Origin of the sequence: Thermococcus nautili, assembly GCF_000585495.1 — an archaeon.
Classification (GTDB): domain Archaea; phylum Methanobacteriota_B; class Thermococci; order Thermococcales; family Thermococcaceae; genus Thermococcus; species Thermococcus nautili.
In genome coordinates, this window is record NZ_CP007264.1 from 401,397 (window position 1) to 417,380 (window position 15,984).

Below are 15,984 nucleotides of genomic sequence, written 5' to 3' on the forward strand. Positions count from 1 at the left end.
TGGAAGCATGAAGGTAAGGATTAGACGCGAGCTCCTCGAGTACCTTCTCCAGCTCGCGAGAAACGCCTACCCAAACGAGTTCGCGGGTTTCCTGAGGGAGAAGGATGGAATCTTCGAGGAGGTCTTGATAGCCCCGAACCCGCATGCTGGGCCGAGGAGCATATTCTTCGACACGTGGATGCTCCCCTACGACGAGAGCATTAAAGGAACGGTTCACTCGCACCCGAGCCCGGCTCCTTGGCCGTCCGAGGGCGATTTGGAATTCTTCTCGAAGTTCGGCGGGGTTCATCTCATAATAGCCTGGCCCTTCACGGAAGATAGTGTAAGGGCCTACTCGAGCGACGGCGTTGAGTTGCCCATTGAGGTTGTGGATTAAGTTTCATATGAAAAGTTTTATTAATCCCCCTGGCGTTATTCTTTCTCGGTGATGCACGTGAAGGTCAGGGAGCTCTTTGAGAGGCTCGACGAAAGGCAGAAGAAGACCGTTATGCGGTGCGTCGAGAGGTGTGGAATCCCGGAACTGGAGGCTGAGATAGAGCCAAAAGTTAACGAGGATGCCGTTAAGTTCCTCAAGGTTCTATCGAACCCGCTCAGGCTTGCGATTCTGAAGCTCCTTCGCGACCAGTGGCTCTGCGTCTGCCTCATCTCCGAGGCGCTTCAGCAGGACCAGACCCTCATAAGCCACCACCTGAGGACGCTCAAGTCCCTCGGACTCGTTGAGGAGCGGAAAGAGGGAAGGATGCGCTTCTACAGGGCGAAGCGTGACGTTATCGAGGAGTACCTTGCCAAGGTCAGGGGGGAGCTCTTGGGTGAATGAATGGCAGAAGCTCGTGGATGAGCTAATCCAGGAGCTCGGCGGATACTGGGGTCCCTTTGAGATGCTCGCGGCCCTAATGGAGGAGCTGGGAGAGCTGGCAGACGCAATGCTTGGCTACGAGGGAATCAAGGGAAAGGCTGACGAGGAAAAACTCCGCGAGGAGCTCGGCGATGTTCTGTTCGCCATCCTCTGCATAGCCAACCACTACGGGATAGACGCGGGGGAAGCCCTCAAGCTGAGCGTTAAGAAATACCGGTTCAGAGATTCCAAATCAGTAGGTTCGAAAACTCGGTAATTACCAGGGAGTAAACGCCCTTCATTTTAACATCCTGTTCTACATTTTTCCTCAGGATTACCCCAGCTTTGGCGCTTTAGAATAACCGAATGACCCGAAAAAGTTTTTGAGAACGAAATATTTTTATAGGTGTTGGCAAACTTTCCCAGTAACTAAAACGGAGGTGAGCGGATGAGCGATAAAATAACCGCTGTTGACCTTCGGATTTTGAAGTTGCTCGCCAAGAACGCCCGTCTCACTTACAAGGAGCTTGCCGAGCTTCTCGGCACGACCAGGCAGAGGATTTCGAGGAGGATGAACAGGCTTGAGCAGAACGGGGTTATACTCAAGTACACCGTCATACCGAACTACGATGCCCTCGGTTACATTCATGTTATCCTTGGTGTTACCGTTAGACCTGACGTGGACGTCGGTGAGCTCATCGCGACCCTCAAGGAGGACGAGAACGTCAAGATAATCCAGCGCGCCCTCGGTTCCCACAACTTGGTTCTGCACATAATCGGCCCGAAGGACATGAGGGAGCTTGAGAAGATTATCGCCGAGGTCACCAAGAAGATACCGGGCATAGAGCACCTCGACATAACCTTTGTCACTGAGACCGTCAAGTTTGAAGCCCTCTGATTTTTCTTCCACTTCGTAAGGGGAAAGCGTAATAAACCCCATCCATAATTCAGCCCAGGTGTCAGGGATGCTCGAAAGGCTCATCACCGACGTTGCAGTCGTTGCAGTGCTCGGCGTTGGTTCCTACAAACTCGGCGCCCTCGACGGAAAGGGTGCCCTTTCAGCTGCACTTCTCGGACTGGCTGTCATTGAACTCGGTGGCATCTACCCGTTCCTCGCGCTCCTGACGTTCGTCGTCCTCGGTGTTTTGGCGACCAAATACCGCTACGATGAAAAGCGGAAGAAGGGCGTTGCCCAGTCCAACGGCGGGGTGAGGAGCTGGGGCAACGTGATTGGCAACGGTCTCGCGGTGGTTCTCTTCCTCGTCCTTGAGAAGCTCTCAATGATGGACACATTCTGGGCAGCGACCTTCTCGGCGATAGCGACCGTTAACGGCGACACACTCGCGAGCGAGCTAGGAAAGGTCTTTGGAAAAAGGCCGAGGCTGATAACTAACCTCAGGCCGGCGAAGCCGGGAACCAACGGCGCAATCTCGCTCGCCGGCGAGCTCTTCGCCCTCCTCGGTTGCCTGGTGATAGTGCTCTTCGCCCTTCCCTTAACCCAGCACAAACTTCAGATGTTCGTGGCGGTTCTTATAGGGGGCTTCATAGGGGTCAACCTCGACAGCCTTATCGGGGCGACGCTTGAGAACCGGGGAATCACCGACAACAACTCGACGAACTTCCTCGCGAGCCTGCTCGGTGGCCTCGCCGGAGCGGGGATATTCTACATCCTTTCGTGAGTTTTAAGAACTTCTTCTCTGAACCCTAGACGGCGGATGATGACTACGGCGGATTCCCGAGCGGTGAGGACGACCTTAGGGTCTGACGCCAGAAAAAAGGAAAGGGGTCACTCCCCCTTCTCGTTCTCCCTCAGAAACTCTTCGTAAACCTCCCAGAGGGAAACGAGCGTCGCCGGAATGCCGTGCTCGGTGGCAAAGGTCATGTACGGGGCCAAGTCGACGACGTAGTCAGCGAACCGGAACAGACCGCGCGGGATTCCCTCACGCGAGCCGATGAAGACAACCACCTCCCTCGCGTGGTGCATGTCCCTGGCGAGCTTATCTTTGACCTCAGCCAGGGTCGGCCCCTTCGGGTCTGTGATTATAAGCAGTCTCTTGTTCCTCCTCTTGTCGCGAATCACCTGGTAGATGTCCCAGAGCGAGACGGGAACCTTCTCAACCTTCCAGGGGTACGCCTCGCGCTGTATCTTGTAGCGGCTCTCCTGGCCGGCCTTGACGCCCCTCAGGAACTCCATCAGCTCAAAGGCGTCCATCTTCTCCTTGGGTGCTATTATGAGCTCCTTGACCTCGAAGGCCTGTGCCGCTCTGCCAATCTTCTCTCCGAACTTCCTGCAGGCCTTGTAGTCGCCCCAGTAGGGCATCTGGACTATCGTCAGCTTCCTGAAGAGCTTCCTCGCGTCAATCTTATCGGGAGTGTACTTCCTGTACTCCTCTCCCGGAAGGACGGAGATGTAGGCTTTGTCGCCAATTATCTCGACCTGAACGACCTTGTCGGGCCAGCTGAGGTTCACGTCGGCGTTGGTGAGCTCCTTGATTTTGGCCCCGAGAACCCGGTTCACGTCTATGCTTGAGAAGTCGTGCTTCCCGCGCCTCTTGGTTTTGACGGCATAAGTTTCATTCTCGCCGATGAGGTGTGCAATCTTCTCGGCGCTCTCGGCTATCCTATCGAGGTCGGCCTCGGTCTCGACCAGAACCGGGATTACCCTCTCGACCTCGGGAATCTCAAGAAGCTTTTCAAGGGCATTTTCATCAGCCTCGACCAGAACCAATCCCGTGTAGCCCATCGGTGCAATCCAGACCTCTGCCTCTGGGATTGCCTCCCTGATGTAGTTGCCGGCAACGGCCTCCATGTCGCGCTGGGTCTTGACGAGGAACTTCATTCTCTCACCCCCTCTGGAGTTGGAAGGGCTTTTAAAAAGGTTCTCGATTTCAAAGCTCCCTGAAAACCCTCTCAAGAACCGGGTCTGGGATTCTATACCCTCCCCCCGTCTTCTCGACGTAGCCGGACTTGACGAGGTTCTCTAGGAGCGCCGAGAAGTTGGAGTCATTTATGTAGCCGAGCTTCATCGTCACGTAGTCCTTGATGTCCCTCCAGCGGGAATAGCCGAGTGCCACCGCCTTCAGAATCACCCGATAGCGCGGGCTGTACGAGAACAGCCTTGAGAGCTCCCTGCCGACTACCGCCTTAGCTTCCTTCAGAACCTCCGCGATGGCATCGTCATGGCCAAGGTTGCGGGTTGTTCTGATGTAGCCGTAGAGGGCAAGCCAGCCGGGTATGCCGTCGAGTTCCCCCACGGCCATTCTGAGCTCGTCGTCTCCCACGGGGACACCTGCTTCCTCAAAGCCCTTTCTGAGGAATTCCTCACTCAGCTCGGGCGAGAACCTCTTGAGCTCGATGTCGTGGTGGTACCTGCCGAAGAGAGGTGCCTCAGGGTCGTGAAACTTCAGAAAGTCGAAGAGCAGACCGACCTCTGAACCGGTAAGTACGAAGGTCAGGTTCTCAAGGTTGTCCACGGCGTAGGCTATTATACCATCGTATCTCGTCGCACCGCCGAACCTGAGGTACTGAGCCTCGTCGAAGGCTATAATCACCCGGCCTTTTCTCTCCCCATACTCGTTAAGGGCCTCGAGCAGTTCCGTGAGCGAGAAACCTTTGGGGGAAACCTCAATCCTCAAGCCCGAAACGGCTATACCGCGAATTCTTGAGAGAAAATCCTTGAGCTCCTCCAGAAGCCGACGTCTGCCTTCCAAAGACGAGACAATCGCCCTTCCTATCGCGTACCTGCTCACGGAAGAATATTCGGAGTACGTCTTCCTCACATCAACCTTCACCGAAGGATAAGGAAGCTCGTTGAGCGCGACGTTAAGGAGCGAGCTCTTGCCAAGCCTCCTGATGCCCAACAGCAGTATAAGCCTTTCCCCGCGCTCAACGGCGTGTTTAATCTCTCTCAACTCTTCATCTCTGTCAAAGAGCTCCTCCCGTTTGGTCTTGGGGTAGGGTGAGAACAGCACAACTTGCACCCCCGCAAGTTACTTGTAGGGGTGCAAGTTAATAAGCCTTTTGGAACGCGTGGGTAATTTGCCAGAGTGGGACCAGAAAAGAGATTTTTCAGGAGGCCATCAGGCCTCCGGCTCGGCGAGGACTTTAATCTTCCTAATCTCGGCGCGCTTAATCGGGTATATCTTCCTCGCTTCCTTGGCAATCTCCTGGGCAATCTGACCGTTGACGGACTGGAGAACGAAGTCGGCGAAGTTGAGCTCCTCGGCCTTCTTGTAGATGATGTCCTGCATTATCTTCCTTATGGCCCTCTCCTGGCTGGTCTGTATGCGCCTGTAGGCTATGACCATGCCCATAACACGGAGCTTGTAGCCGTCCTTGGTGGTGATGTTGAAGATTCCGTCAACGCGAGTGGTTCTCCTCCTGACGAGACTCCTTATGTAGCTCCTCGCGAGGGTGTGGCCCTTGAACTTGGTGTACGCGTTCTGACCCTTAACGTCGTAAACCTGGAAGTAGAGCTTGACGTGGCTCTTGGTGAAGTCGCCGGTGAGGTCCCTAAGGGTGGTCTCGATAACCCTTCCGACGACCTTTTCCGGCTCGTCTGCCGGGGTGAGGCCAATCTCCTTGCTTCCGAAGAACTCCGGAGCGTAAATCACGAACCACTCTTTCATCTTCCACTTATCCTTGGTAGCGGCTGCCCTACGCCTTGGGTTACCCCTTGCCATCTTAACACCTCCAATTCACACCTTTTCGGTCATTTCCTCGGCGACCTTGACCGAAAACACCAAATCATCGAGCGCTTTGATGAGTGTCTCAATCTCACCCGAGTATTTAACCTTTGTTATGACGTCTCCATCAACCCATCGGGTTCGCACATTTAAACTTTTCTTTAGCTCCGCCGGCATGGCCTCGTTGTCGACCTCTATCGCCTCCGCTACTGCCCTTGCCCTGAGCTCATCGCCGTAGTGCCACCGTATCTCAACGTTCGCCTCAATCTTCATTGCTCTTCACCTGCTTCGCCAGAGCTTCATTGAACAGCTTTATGAACTCGTCTATCCTGCCCTTTGGGAATCTAATGCCCGCGGCAATGGCGTGGCCGCCTCCCTCGCCTCCAAGCTTCTCGGCGACCTCCTTCAGGGCCTCACCGAGGTGGTAGCCCTTTTTGAGCGCTTTCTCGGTTGTCCTTGCTGAGGCCTTAACGAGGTTCTCGTCCTCCTCGCTGTCAGCTATGACGACGACGGGCTTCTCGGGGTTGGCCAGGCCAGCGTTGATGGCCATGTTTGCCACTATGCCCACGAGCGTGTCGCGGATGTTCTTGCCGGCGTAGAAGACGTAGGCGTGCTCGCCTTCCTCGGCCATGCTCCAGTTCTGAATCAGGAACTTTCTCGCCTCTATCTGCTCCCTCTTGTAGTCCTCGAGCATCTTCCTGGCCTTCTTGTAGGCGTCTTCATCGCCGAGGCATATTGCCACTCCAAGCGTTCCCGCGTTCAAGCGACCGGTCGCGTTGAGGAGCGTCGCGAATTCCCTCGCCTCGTGCCTGACGTCGCCCTCGGGATAGAGCGGGCTGACGACGACGTCACCGATGAGCCTGTCGATGGCCTCTTTCGGCGCGGAGTGCTTTATCATGTGGACGAGAAGGGCCTCGTGGAGCTTCCGTTTTTCCTCCTCGCGGAGCTGCCAGTAGTGGACTTCCGGGTCGAAGCCCCTCGCGCGGAGCCATTCGATTGCCTTCCTCTCGTCGCCGGTAATCTCCGGTATTTCGGGATTGGTCGCGTAGGCGAGCATCTGGTAGAGTGGTCTGCTCTCCCTGCCGAAGAGCCTTAACTCCTTCCTGACCTCAAGGATGCCGAGCTTCTTGCCGTCCTCGAGGATTTCGAGGTTGAGGCCGTGGAAGGTGCCGTCTATCTCCTGCATGTCGCCGACCGCGCCAACGGTCGCTATGTAGGCCAAATCCCTGTTCTTCTCGTTCATCTCCCTTGCGACGAAGTAGGCGACGCCGGAACCGCTCAAATCGCGGACGCTGTTGGCCCCGAAGGGAACCGGGTTTACGAGGACCTTGGACTCGCTCGAAAAGTCGCCCTCCGGCGGGTGATGGTCGGCAACGACAACCGTTCCGTCGAGCTTCTTCTCAATGAGCTCTATGGAACCGCTTCCGAGGTCGCTGAAGACGTATATCTCCCTGTTCTCCCGCGCGAGCTCGTCGATGAGCTCTTCACTGACCTGCTTGACGATGCTGAGCTGAAAACTTCCGCCTTCCCTCGCCACCGCTTTGGCCAGAATAGCGCCGGCGGTAATCCCGTCCGCGTCGCGGTGCGAGATTAGCCTTATGGTGTGACCTAACTCGATGTGCATCTTAATAAGCTCGGCTCCCTCGCGAACCCTCTCCAGAAAGGCTTCCCTGTCCACGGGGCATCACCAAGGAAGAAGAAGGAGAGGGTCAGCGAACGAGGAGCTTTGCCTGCTCCGGGTCGTAGCGCCACTTCGCCGGAAGTTTTCCGGTTCTCCTGTAGTACTTGACGAGGCGCCTAATCTTGCTCTCGATGAGCTGGAGACCGCGCCTTGAGTGCTTGTCCTTCGGGTGCTGTTCGAGGTGCTTCCTGAGGTTGACCGCGCGCCTGATGAGGAACATCAAGTCCTCGGGAATCTCGGGCGCGAGGCCGTTCTCCTCGAGAATCTTGGTTATCTTCTTGCCGGTGACGAGCTTGACGCTCGGTATGCCGTACTGGTCGCGGAGAATCGTTCCTATCATGGCGGTGCTGTAGCCCTCTTTCCTGAGCTTGACAACGAGAGCCTCAACCTCCTCGGCGGTGTACTCCACCCAGGTCGGCGGAGCGGTCCTCGGAGGCCTCTTTGAGCCTGACTTACCCCTCTTTCTCGCGTGCATCCTTGCCATACAACCACCTCCCGGTGACGGCCAGCTCCCGCCAGCCGCCCCTTCGCGTTGGGAATTGAGGAGGGATTTAAAAACCTTTGCCCGTAAAAGCTCTGTCCGAATCATTCTGAAGAACAATTGAGAGGAGTTCAAAAATTAAAAAGAACCTCTAAAAAATCCAAATCCTCGCCTCGCGGTACTCCCTGAAGGGCAGGGCCTGGAGCGTGGGCTTTATCTTCTCAAACGTCTCCGTGGGGACGTAGAACTTCACCGAGCCGTTGGGGGCTTTAAGCTCGACCGGGGTCTGACCGTTGGCCTCGTTGCCAAGGAAGCCCTTTCCGCGCTTTACGGAGGTCTCTTCAATCCTCGCCACGAAGCTTTTCTCGCTCTCCCTCGCGTAGTCATCGGCGCGCTCTATGAAGTCCGGCGGAAGCTCAAGGGAGGAGAGGTACCTCTCAACGGCCTCCTGGTACTCCTGACCCGCCTGGAAGGCGACGTACATTGAGAGGTTCGCCCCTCCGTACATGAGTCCCCTGTTCAGGGCGTCGCCCCATGTTCCCTCCTTCATTCTGATGTAGTAGACCTTATCCCCCACAACGGCCCATATTCCAAACTTGGGCCTTCCCCTCGCTATCTCCTGAACGGGAACTATCAGCTGTGGCTCCATGGGTCTCACCCTTCACCTCTGTTTGAACGGCGTAAAAAAAGAAAGGACCGCGTCAGTCAACGTCGTAGGCGTAGCCCCTGACGGAGAAGCTGTAAACCCTACAGCCGAAGTCGTTGCAGGCTCTAACAGTCACGTGGTAGGTCGTTTCGTGCCTTCTGGCCTCGAGCTCGCTCTCATCCGCGTATTGCACGGCCTTCTCGGTGACGTAGTCGAAGGTTGCATCGACGAGCTTCTCCTTGACCCAGTCAAGCAGGCCCTCCTTGAAGGCCTTCTTCGAGAACTTCTTGGAGTCGCGCGCGTCGATACCCTCTTCCGCCGGCGCGTCCTCGTCCTCGGGAATGAAGGCCTCAACACCTCCAACGATTGTTTTTACCCCCTTGGCCGTTGCGACCATGCCGTAGACTATCTTCGAGCCTATGCTCCTCGCCTCGACCATCTTCGCCGTCAGGACGCCGATGTCCTTCCCGGTCTTCATTACCTCCACGCTGTCCTCATATTTCGTGTAAACGGTTCCAACGTCGCCCTCACCGGGGACGGTGTAGCGGTGGGGCACTATCCTCGCGTAGAAGAACCGCAGGCTTCCCGTGGTTCCGAAATTGATTGTCCTCTTCTCCTGTCCGTTGACGAGGGCCCCGGGGACGGTTATCGTCACGTTCTTGCAGAACCGGCACTCGAACCGTAGCTTTCCGACGTCGAGGTTTTCGTCCCACGTCGCGTTGAGGAGCTTTACCACGGGCTCTGTCCGGTACTTCGCCTCGATGTTGAAGGTGTAGAAATATCTTTTCCAGTCGCCGTAGTTCAGCTCAACACGGAAGGAAACGAAGGAGAAGCCTATTTCGGTCAGGTTCGTGAAGGTTATCGTGTACGTGCCGTTGGCTCCCTTAACGCGGTCATCGTCGTTGCCGTAAATGCCTATGTAGCTGAGATTGTACCGCTCTTCCCGCCCTTCCGGGTAGATGACCGTAACCGGGGGAGCTTCAATCCGGAACTCCGCCGTGTCGCCGTCAAGAACCACAGTTATGAACTCATTGGGCTCTATCTCTTTTCCGTTCAGCAAGAACTTCACTTCACGCTTCACCCTGGGCTTAGGGGGCTCAGTTAGCTTTTCTTGGACTTCTCCGTACTTCGGCACCTCTATCGCGGGCGGGGCCTTCGGGTGGGACAGCGGGTTGGTCGGGTCCGTTCCTTCCTTCCACTCCACGAAGTCCGAGAACCCGTCTCCGTCGGTGTCTGGTTTCGTTGGGTCCGTTCTTATCGAAATCTCCTCGAAGTCGGTTAATCCATCGCCGTCGGTGTCGGGCTTTCTCATGTCGGTGTGCCACCACGTAACTTCGGCGTTATCGCTTATCCCGTCCCCGTCGCAGTCCTGGAAGTAGGCGCAGGAGTCGCCCTCTATTATGCCGTCGGAGTCAAGGTCCTGCGCGCTCGATGAACCTGTGGAGGACCTGTAAACCTCGGTAACTCCCTCCGGGACTACCGGAACAACGTCAATCGAGTCCAGAAGTCCATCACCGTCCGTGTCCGGGTTTGCAGGGTTTAGATGAGTAATACGCGTCTCCGTGATGTTCGCGAAGAAATAGGCGTATTCAAAGTTCACCTCCTCGCCGTCGCTCAAGCCGTCCCCGTCGGTGTCGGGGGAGAGCGGGTTCGTTGCCGGCGGGATAAAGCAGACCTGGCCTTGGTACTCGAAGTATGAATCGTCCACGATGGGTTTGGGATAGGCTGAGAGCAGGTAGTCATAGTTCTGGGCACAGACCATGCTCCACGTCAGGCTGTAATCGAGTGTCCAGTTGTAGTAATATGCGAGTGCATCGGTTATAACGACCCAGTCTGGAGTTGCGTTGTGGTAGGCGTAATACGCGAGCTCCGGGAGGACTTCCTCAAGGTCGCTCAGTCCATCGCCGTCGGTATCACCTGCCAGCGGATTCGTGCCGAGCCTGACCTCCCAGCCGTCGTAGAGGCCGTCATCGTCGGAGTCTATCTCCACCGGGTTCGTCCCGGCTTCCAGCTCGTCCCTGTCGTTCAGCCCGTCCCCATCGCAGTCCGGGCTCGTGAAGCAGATGTAGAACTTCTGACCGTTGAGGAGGGGGCTCGGGTGAGAATCGCCGTCCCATTCATCTGCCGAATACGGGTAGACCGTTGGGTGATACGAGTCATCGTAGGGCAGAATCTCGTTGCCGTCAACTATTCCGTCGCCGTCCCAGTCGGGATTTAGGTAGAAAGGTCTCTCTTCAGCTCCGTTCCAGCTCAGGGACATTCGAACCTCGAAGTAGTCGTCTATCCCGTCGCCGTCAGTGTCCCAGGAAGTTGGGTCCGACGGGGGCAACTTGACTCCGAAATCGCCGTAGACCTCGAACTTGTCTCTCAGGTGGTCACCGTCTGTGTCCGGGCTCCTCGGGTTCGTCCCGTAGAAGGCCTCGATGGCATCACCCAGGCCATCGAAATCGGTGTCGCTCAGAAACGGACTGCTCCCGAACTTAAGCTCGAAGCCGTCTGAGAGGCCGTCGCCGTCGCTGTCGGGGCTGGCCGGGTTGAGGTGGTAAACTATACCGTAGTGGGTCTCGTTGTAGGCCAGCTCAAAGGCGTCGCTCAGGCCGTCCCCGTCGGTATCGAGGTAGGCCGAATAATCGGCGGTTGCTGGCACCGACCGGGCCAGTGAAGCCAGTAGGAGGAAGATGAGAAGGAGCGCTCTCTTCATTTTCCTTCCTCCGTCCAGACGATTTTGCAGGAGTCACCGGCGAGGAACGTTACGTAGTCCCGCTCTATGGTCTTCTCCTGGCCGTCTTTGACGAGAACGGCGCTGTAATGGTAGGAGCAGGCCACGAGGTTCGTGCTGACGACGGAGCAGTTGGGCTCGCTTACGCTCAGCTCCCTGAAGTCAACCGCCCGGTAGAGGGCCTCGTGGAGCTCGACGAGAGACCCTTCGTCCACGACGCTCAGGTCGAAGAAACCGCTGACGTTCTTCTCGTCCTTAACCGCCGAGTAGTAGGCCTTTATCAACCCGGGTCCCTTCGAGAGGCAGTCGAAGGTTGAATCCGGGACGAGGGAGGCGTTCACGGCGAGTGTTCTGTTGAAGACCTCCGCCGTCACGACCCTGCTGGGCTTTTCCTCGACTCCGGCGGGCGTTCCCCCTGTCTGCGTCTGTCCGCCGGTCTCGGTTGAAATGGAAGAGGTGCTCGATGAGCCCGTTCCAGTCGCGCCCTGCCCCTCGCCGGGGGTTCCGGTTGTCGGGCTCTGACCAGTGCAACCGCTCGCGATGAGAACGCCGGCGACGAGGAGCACGAGCAGAAGCCTTACCGCCCTCACTTCAGAATCTCCCCCTCGCGCTCAAGCATCTTCTCGTAGTTGGCGAGCGTCAGCCGTATTTCCACCTTGTCGTTGGGGTCCTTGTCCATCTTCACGATGTCGCTCTCGCGCCTGTACTCAAACCAACCGCGCTCTTCCTCCTCGTCCTCGTCGTAGTAGTCCTCGTAGCGCTCGATGTACTCGATGAAGACCCTCTTCACCTTCGACCTGCGTATGAGGCCGACCTCTTTCTCCGCCACGTAGACCCTTGAAATCTCCCACCACCAGTCCTGGTTGCCAGTCCGTATCTTAATCTCCGGCCGGTACCTGCTCAGGACGTTCCACTTCTCCGCGAGCTCGCCGGCCCTGAGCTTGAACTCCTTGTGCCGTATGTTTTTCACGATTGTTGATGTTGCCTTCTTCAGGGAATCCATAAATCCCATTTCAGCTCACCTTCCGAGTCTTGAAATTTGAAAAAAGAAAGCTCACCATCTCCTGTGGTTCGGTCCAAGGAGGACGTAGAAGTCGTTTCCGGCCCAGGCGTAGTAGTAGTTCGCGTGAAAGCTGACGTGGCAGTAGCACTCGTCCTCGCCGTAGACGTAGTCTGGCGTGAAGGGAACGCTGAAGGACTGGTCGAGCGTCAGGTTGAGGTAGTACACCCGGTTGTCGTTCTCGTCGTAGTAGTAGCCAGTCGTTACATTGTAGAGAGCTATCCTCCCGTCGAAGCCAACCGCCAGCTGGGTGTCGTAGGTGTTGAACATTATCGAGAACGTTTTGGCCCCTGGAACCGTGACCGTCGCCGGATAAACTCTGGCCACCGGGACGTAGATGTCGTTGGAATCGTATTTCCCAGTCAGCTCAATCCAGGTGAAGCGGTTGCCGTTGTATATCACCGCGTCCTCGGTGTAGTGCTGGTAGGCGAACCTTCCGGGGACGTTGGTGAGCAGAGTGTAGAGCTTTCCGGCCCCGTACTTGTAGTAGCCTGCGACGTCGTAGAGGTAGAGGCCGGTCTCGGTTCTTATCAGCAGACCTTCCCCGTACTTCATCGGGTAGACCGCCACGATGTCCTCGGGGAGCGTTATTGACTTGGGCGTGACCGCGGGCAGGCCGTCATGGCGGGCGTTGTAGAGCTGGTCGCTCGTGTAGGTAATCACGTAGAGCGTTTTACCCTTCCAGGCCGTGTAGTAATAGTTGCCCTTCCTCGCGAGGGCGGTCACGCCGTCGGCGTCTATGTTCCAGCTCACGTAGCCGGTGGTCTCATAATAACGGATTTTGCCCTTCGGCGTGTCCTCGCTCTTCAGTTCGTTGTCGTAAATCAGGTAGAGCTTTCCGTCGGTTCCCGCGAAGAAGGGCTCGTCGGAGTCGTAGATGTTGATGGAGATGTCCTTTGGCGTCGCGGGGAGAACGTAGACGGCACTCAGGCTGTACTTGTTGATGTCCTCACCGCTGTAATACAGGTTCTTTATCTCACCGCCCCTGACCCTGACGAGGTAATTCCCGAAGGAGAAGTAGACGTCGGGAAGCCCCGCCGCCGCGTACGAGGCCCAGCCCATCCAGTCGTGGACGTTCCGGTAGTCGGGGCTCTTCAGCAGGTGAATCCTCACGCCCTTGAGGTCTCCGAAGTTAACCTCCTCGAAGGTGAACGATTCGAGAACGCCCTCAAGGTTCAGCTCCCCAGGCGCGGAGGTAGAGGTGCCCGTCTCGCCTGCCGTCTCCGTTCCCGTGCTCTCGCTCAGCTCCTTTCCAACGCTGAAGGTGTGCTCACCTTTGAGCTCTGAAACGGGAACGACGATGTGGGCGAAGCCCCTGCTCCACGCCACTCCGATTTCAAGCGTGTTGTCGTCGGGCTGAACGAGTTTGACGTCGAGAACGAGGTCGGGGAAGGTTATGGTCCCAACGTAGTGATACGCGCTGTCTTCCCCAAGCTCGTAGAGGTAGAGCTTGTTCCCGTACGCGAGCGCGAGGTAGAACCAGCTGAGCGATGCCGATGACGGCCGTTTCTCGACCTTCAGGGGTTCGCTCACGTAAACCGCGTCGTCGTCCCAGTCGTAGTAGGCTGTGACCACCGAATTGGAGTCGCTTGAGTACAGAACCACGCTTCCAACTTCGTCGTGGTCGTTCGAGACAATCTGCCAGCTGTCATCGCCGAGGCCGGAATCGTGGACGTTGAGGTCGGGGTCAACGTAGTAGAACCCGCAGGTGGTCCCCATGTAGAAGCCCGCGATGGTTCCATCTCCAAAGGCCGGGTGCATCGAGAGGATGGTGCAGTCAAAGGTGTAATCCTCACTCTCGGCGTTGCCACCCTCAAAGGTCGTGACGGTGAGGTTGTCCTCGAAGGACGTCACTATCGCGAGCTTTCCGCCTATCACCGTGGTCGCGTAGGCCAGTACACCCTTCTTTTCGCGGTACTTGTTGAGGGAGCGCAGGTAAACGCGAACGACCCCGTTCTCCCAGCCGATGTACTTGTCATCGTCAAGTCGTATGAAGTCGAAGAGGTCGCCAACCACCCTTCCGGCCTCAGTGTAAACCCCATTGCCCCTGAGCTCGAAGTAGTAGACGTTCTTTCCGACCTGAAAGACCACGTTGTTGGCGGAAACCTCGTCCGGCGATGCCTCCCAGTTGGCGCTCGTCTTCGCGAAGTCCGCGGGCTTGTCAATGACTATGACCTCCACCTCGGCGTTCGTGCCCGACAGCGAACCCGTGTGAAGGGAATAGCCGAGCTCTTCCGTCGGCTCAAGGTTGAGGCTCTGGTATGCCCAGGGCTCCGCCTTTACGCTTTCCTCTGGCGTGGCCGTTGAACTGGTCGTGGGGCTCTCTCCCTGGTTGCCTATCGAGCTTGAGGTAGCGGATTGGCTCTCGGTGGTTGGCGTATTGGTTCCGCCCATACAGCCGGCGGATAGAACCACAAAAACGAGAAGGATTGCAATCAAAACCCTCTTCATGACACCACCCCAAGAAAACGCGGTCCGGAGGGTAATCCCACGGGAAGGTCAGAAGTGGCGGTCTCGGATTGTTGATGTCGTTTATCCCCCGCGCATTTCAGGGAAGCTGGAGGCGATGCGGAGGTATCCGGAGTCGCAAAGACATTGAGAACCGCAGGGTGCCCGGCTGGAAAGCCGGTAACCACTTCCGCCCATCCATCGTCGGGTGGAACCTGCAACGGGTCAGAGGATGGCCTTTCAATGAACTTCAGAAGAACGGATTCGGGGTCAGGACTATCCCCGTCGTTTCTTGGAGCCACCTCACGCCCCGGTTCCCGCGAATATCCGACGTAGACCGTCCCGGCGACGGCCCCGAGAACAATCAAAAGGGCGACCGCCACCACGACTACCTTCCTCATGGGAAGCCCTCCAAAGAACTAAACGGTACCAGCGCCGGTATTAAACTAACTTGGCCGAGGGGATATATTATCCTTTCCTTAGGTTGCCCTAATTCTCAAATCAGAAAGCGCAGGGCGATGAAAAGCCCGATGACGAGGAGCGTGAGCACGAAGGTTACGCTTATCGCTTCCTCAGCCTTTAGCCGGTATTGAGCCAGAATCGCGTTGGCCGCTATTGCCGGGGGCATGCTCGCCTCGACGAGAACCGAGTAGAAGACTTCAGGTCTGGCCCAGCGGAGGGTGAGGAAGACGAAGGCGAAGGGAATCGCAATCCTGAAGGTTCCAACCTCCAGGAGCTTTCTGACGTCGAAGGCCCTCAGCGTTATCCTCGAGCCGAAGTAGATAAGGAGGAGAGGTATACTGAGCCAGCCGATTGTTTTTATCGGCTCAATGATTCCGGCTGGGAGCTTTATCCCTGCGATAACGAGTGCCAGAGCGATTAAATTGGCCAGCGTCGGCGGGAACTTGAGGGCCTTTAGAAAGCTCTCCCTGACGCTCGCGCCCCCGCTGGAGTAGTGTGCCGCTATGAAAGTCACAATCGGTATGACTATCATCGAGTTGGTCGTCGAGTAGAGTATCGCAGGTGTTATGTCGCTGAGGAAGAGGCTCGCTATCGGGAAGCCCAGCGCGGCGGTGTTCGGGTAGATAGAGAGCACCATCAACGCGCCGGCCCAGGGGTCGTCCTTGAGCTTGAAGCGACCGTAGAGGTATGACGTTGACAGGCTTATGCCGATGACGAGGAAGACGTAGAGGAAAACGGTCTTTATGCTGAGGAGATAGGCCAAATCCTTGCTCGAGACGTTGCCGAAGATGAACAGGGCGAGCAGAACGTCGTTGACGAGAATCCGAAGGTAGTCGAAGGGCTTCTCCGATTTAATCAGCCTTTTGAGAACGTAGCCCAGAGCGATGAGCGCGAGCATCTCGGCGATGTTCATGGTTAGAACTAAAGCTCAGCGTTTAAAAGGGTGTCGAAGCCGTAACTTAAAATC

Annotated in this window: 18 protein-coding genes; 5 read left to right on the top strand and 13 right to left on the bottom strand. The window is 56.7% G+C overall.

Annotated elements, in window-relative coordinates; genetic code table 11:
• Positions 1–7 precede the first annotated feature (7 nt).
• The 5 genes from BD01_RS02280 (at position 8) to BD01_RS02300 (ending at position 2,514) form a co-directional block, all read left to right on the top strand.
• Positions 8–376 carry a Mov34/MPN/PAD-1 family protein gene (locus BD01_RS02280; RefSeq protein WP_042689505.1) on the top strand — a complete coding sequence of 123 codons (369 nt, stop codon included), beginning with the start codon at positions 8–10 and terminating at the stop codon, positions 374–376.
• A 57-nt stretch (positions 377–433) separates the two neighbouring features.
• Positions 434–817: an ArsR/SmtB family transcription factor gene (locus tag BD01_RS02285; RefSeq protein ID WP_042689508.1), complete on the top strand. Its 384-nt coding sequence runs from the start codon at positions 434–436 to the stop codon at positions 815–817.
• On the top strand, positions 810–1,112 hold the full coding sequence (locus BD01_RS02290; protein ID WP_042689510.1) for a MazG nucleotide pyrophosphohydrolase domain-containing protein: 303 nt from the start codon (positions 810–812) through the stop codon (positions 1,110–1,112). The genes BD01_RS02285 and BD01_RS02290 overlap by 8 nt, the downstream gene beginning before the upstream one ends.
• A 171-nt stretch (positions 1,113–1,283) precedes the next feature.
• Positions 1,284–1,733: an Lrp/AsnC family transcriptional regulator gene (locus tag BD01_RS02295; RefSeq protein WP_042689512.1), complete on the top strand. Its 450-nt coding sequence runs from the start codon at positions 1,284–1,286 to the stop codon at positions 1,731–1,733.
• A gap of 67 nt (positions 1,734–1,800) precedes the next feature.
• Positions 1,801–2,514: a DUF92 domain-containing protein gene (locus tag BD01_RS02300; RefSeq protein ID WP_042689514.1), complete on the top strand. Its 714-nt coding sequence runs from the start codon at positions 1,801–1,803 to the stop codon at positions 2,512–2,514.
• 107 nt (positions 2,515–2,621) lie between these two features.
• Here BD01_RS02300 and BD01_RS02305 read toward each other — a convergent pair whose 3' ends face one another.
• The 13 genes from BD01_RS02305 to BD01_RS02365 form a co-directional block, all read right to left on the bottom strand.
• A complete protein-coding gene (locus BD01_RS02305) occupies positions 2,622–3,674 on the bottom strand; it encodes an SPOUT family RNA methylase (RefSeq protein WP_042689516.1) in 1,053 nt (350 codons plus the stop codon).
• A 49-nt stretch (positions 3,675–3,723) separates the two neighbouring features.
• Positions 3,724–4,806 (bottom strand): AAA family ATPase, encoded by a 1,083-nt coding sequence (locus BD01_RS02310; protein ID WP_042689517.1) that lies wholly within the window; start codon positions 4,804–4,806, stop codon positions 3,724–3,726.
• A gap of 108 nt (positions 4,807–4,914) precedes the next feature.
• A complete protein-coding gene (locus tag BD01_RS02315; protein WP_042689519.1) occupies positions 4,915–5,517 on the bottom strand; it encodes a 30S ribosomal protein S3ae in 603 nt (200 codons plus the stop codon).
• A 15-nt stretch (positions 5,518–5,532) separates the two neighbouring features.
• Positions 5,533–5,793 carry a KEOPS complex subunit Pcc1 gene (locus BD01_RS02320; RefSeq protein WP_042689520.1) on the bottom strand — a complete coding sequence of 87 codons (261 nt, stop codon included), beginning with the start codon at positions 5,791–5,793 and terminating at the stop codon, positions 5,533–5,535.
• Positions 5,783–7,198, bottom strand: coding sequence for a DHHA1 domain-containing protein (locus BD01_RS02325; protein ID WP_042689523.1), 1,416 nt, complete (start codon positions 7,196–7,198; stop codon positions 5,783–5,785). Before BD01_RS02325 ends, BD01_RS02320 begins: the two co-directional genes overlap by 11 nt.
• A 31-nt stretch (positions 7,199–7,229) precedes the next feature.
• On the bottom strand, positions 7,230–7,685 hold the full coding sequence (locus tag BD01_RS02330) for a 30S ribosomal protein S15 (RefSeq protein WP_042689525.1): 456 nt from the start codon (positions 7,683–7,685) through the stop codon (positions 7,230–7,232).
• Positions 7,686–7,833: 148 nt separating this feature from the next.
• Positions 7,834–8,340 (bottom strand): hypothetical protein, encoded by a 507-nt coding sequence (locus tag BD01_RS02335; protein ID WP_156927372.1) that lies wholly within the window; start codon positions 8,338–8,340, stop codon positions 7,834–7,836.
• Between the two features lie 43 nt (positions 8,341–8,383).
• Positions 8,384–11,029: a thrombospondin type 3 repeat-containing protein gene (locus tag BD01_RS02340; protein ID WP_042689530.1), complete on the bottom strand. Its 2,646-nt coding sequence runs from the start codon at positions 11,027–11,029 to the stop codon at positions 8,384–8,386.
• Complete coding sequence (locus BD01_RS02345; protein ID WP_042689533.1) at positions 11,026–11,637, bottom strand: hypothetical protein; 612 nt, start codon at positions 11,635–11,637, stop codon at positions 11,026–11,028. The genes BD01_RS02340 and BD01_RS02345 overlap by 4 nt, the downstream gene beginning before the upstream one ends.
• On the bottom strand, positions 11,634–12,059 hold the full coding sequence (locus BD01_RS02350) for a hypothetical protein (protein ID WP_042689536.1): 426 nt from the start codon (positions 12,057–12,059) through the stop codon (positions 11,634–11,636). Before BD01_RS02350 ends, BD01_RS02345 begins: the two co-directional genes overlap by 4 nt.
• Before the next feature lie 42 nt (positions 12,060–12,101).
• Positions 12,102–14,558, bottom strand: coding sequence for a hypothetical protein (locus BD01_RS02355; protein WP_042689539.1), 2,457 nt, complete (start codon positions 14,556–14,558; stop codon positions 12,102–12,104).
• A complete protein-coding gene (locus BD01_RS02360) occupies positions 14,555–14,956 on the bottom strand; it encodes a hypothetical protein (RefSeq protein ID WP_042689541.1) in 402 nt (133 codons plus the stop codon). The genes BD01_RS02355 and BD01_RS02360 overlap by 4 nt, the downstream gene beginning before the upstream one ends.
• Positions 14,957–15,051: 95 nt before the next feature.
• The gene (locus tag BD01_RS02365; RefSeq protein WP_042689542.1) at positions 15,052–15,930 is read right to left on the bottom strand and encodes an AEC family transporter; all 879 of its coding nucleotides are present in this window, start codon (positions 15,928–15,930) and stop codon (positions 15,052–15,054) included.
• Between the last annotated feature and the right edge of the window lie 54 nt (positions 15,931–15,984).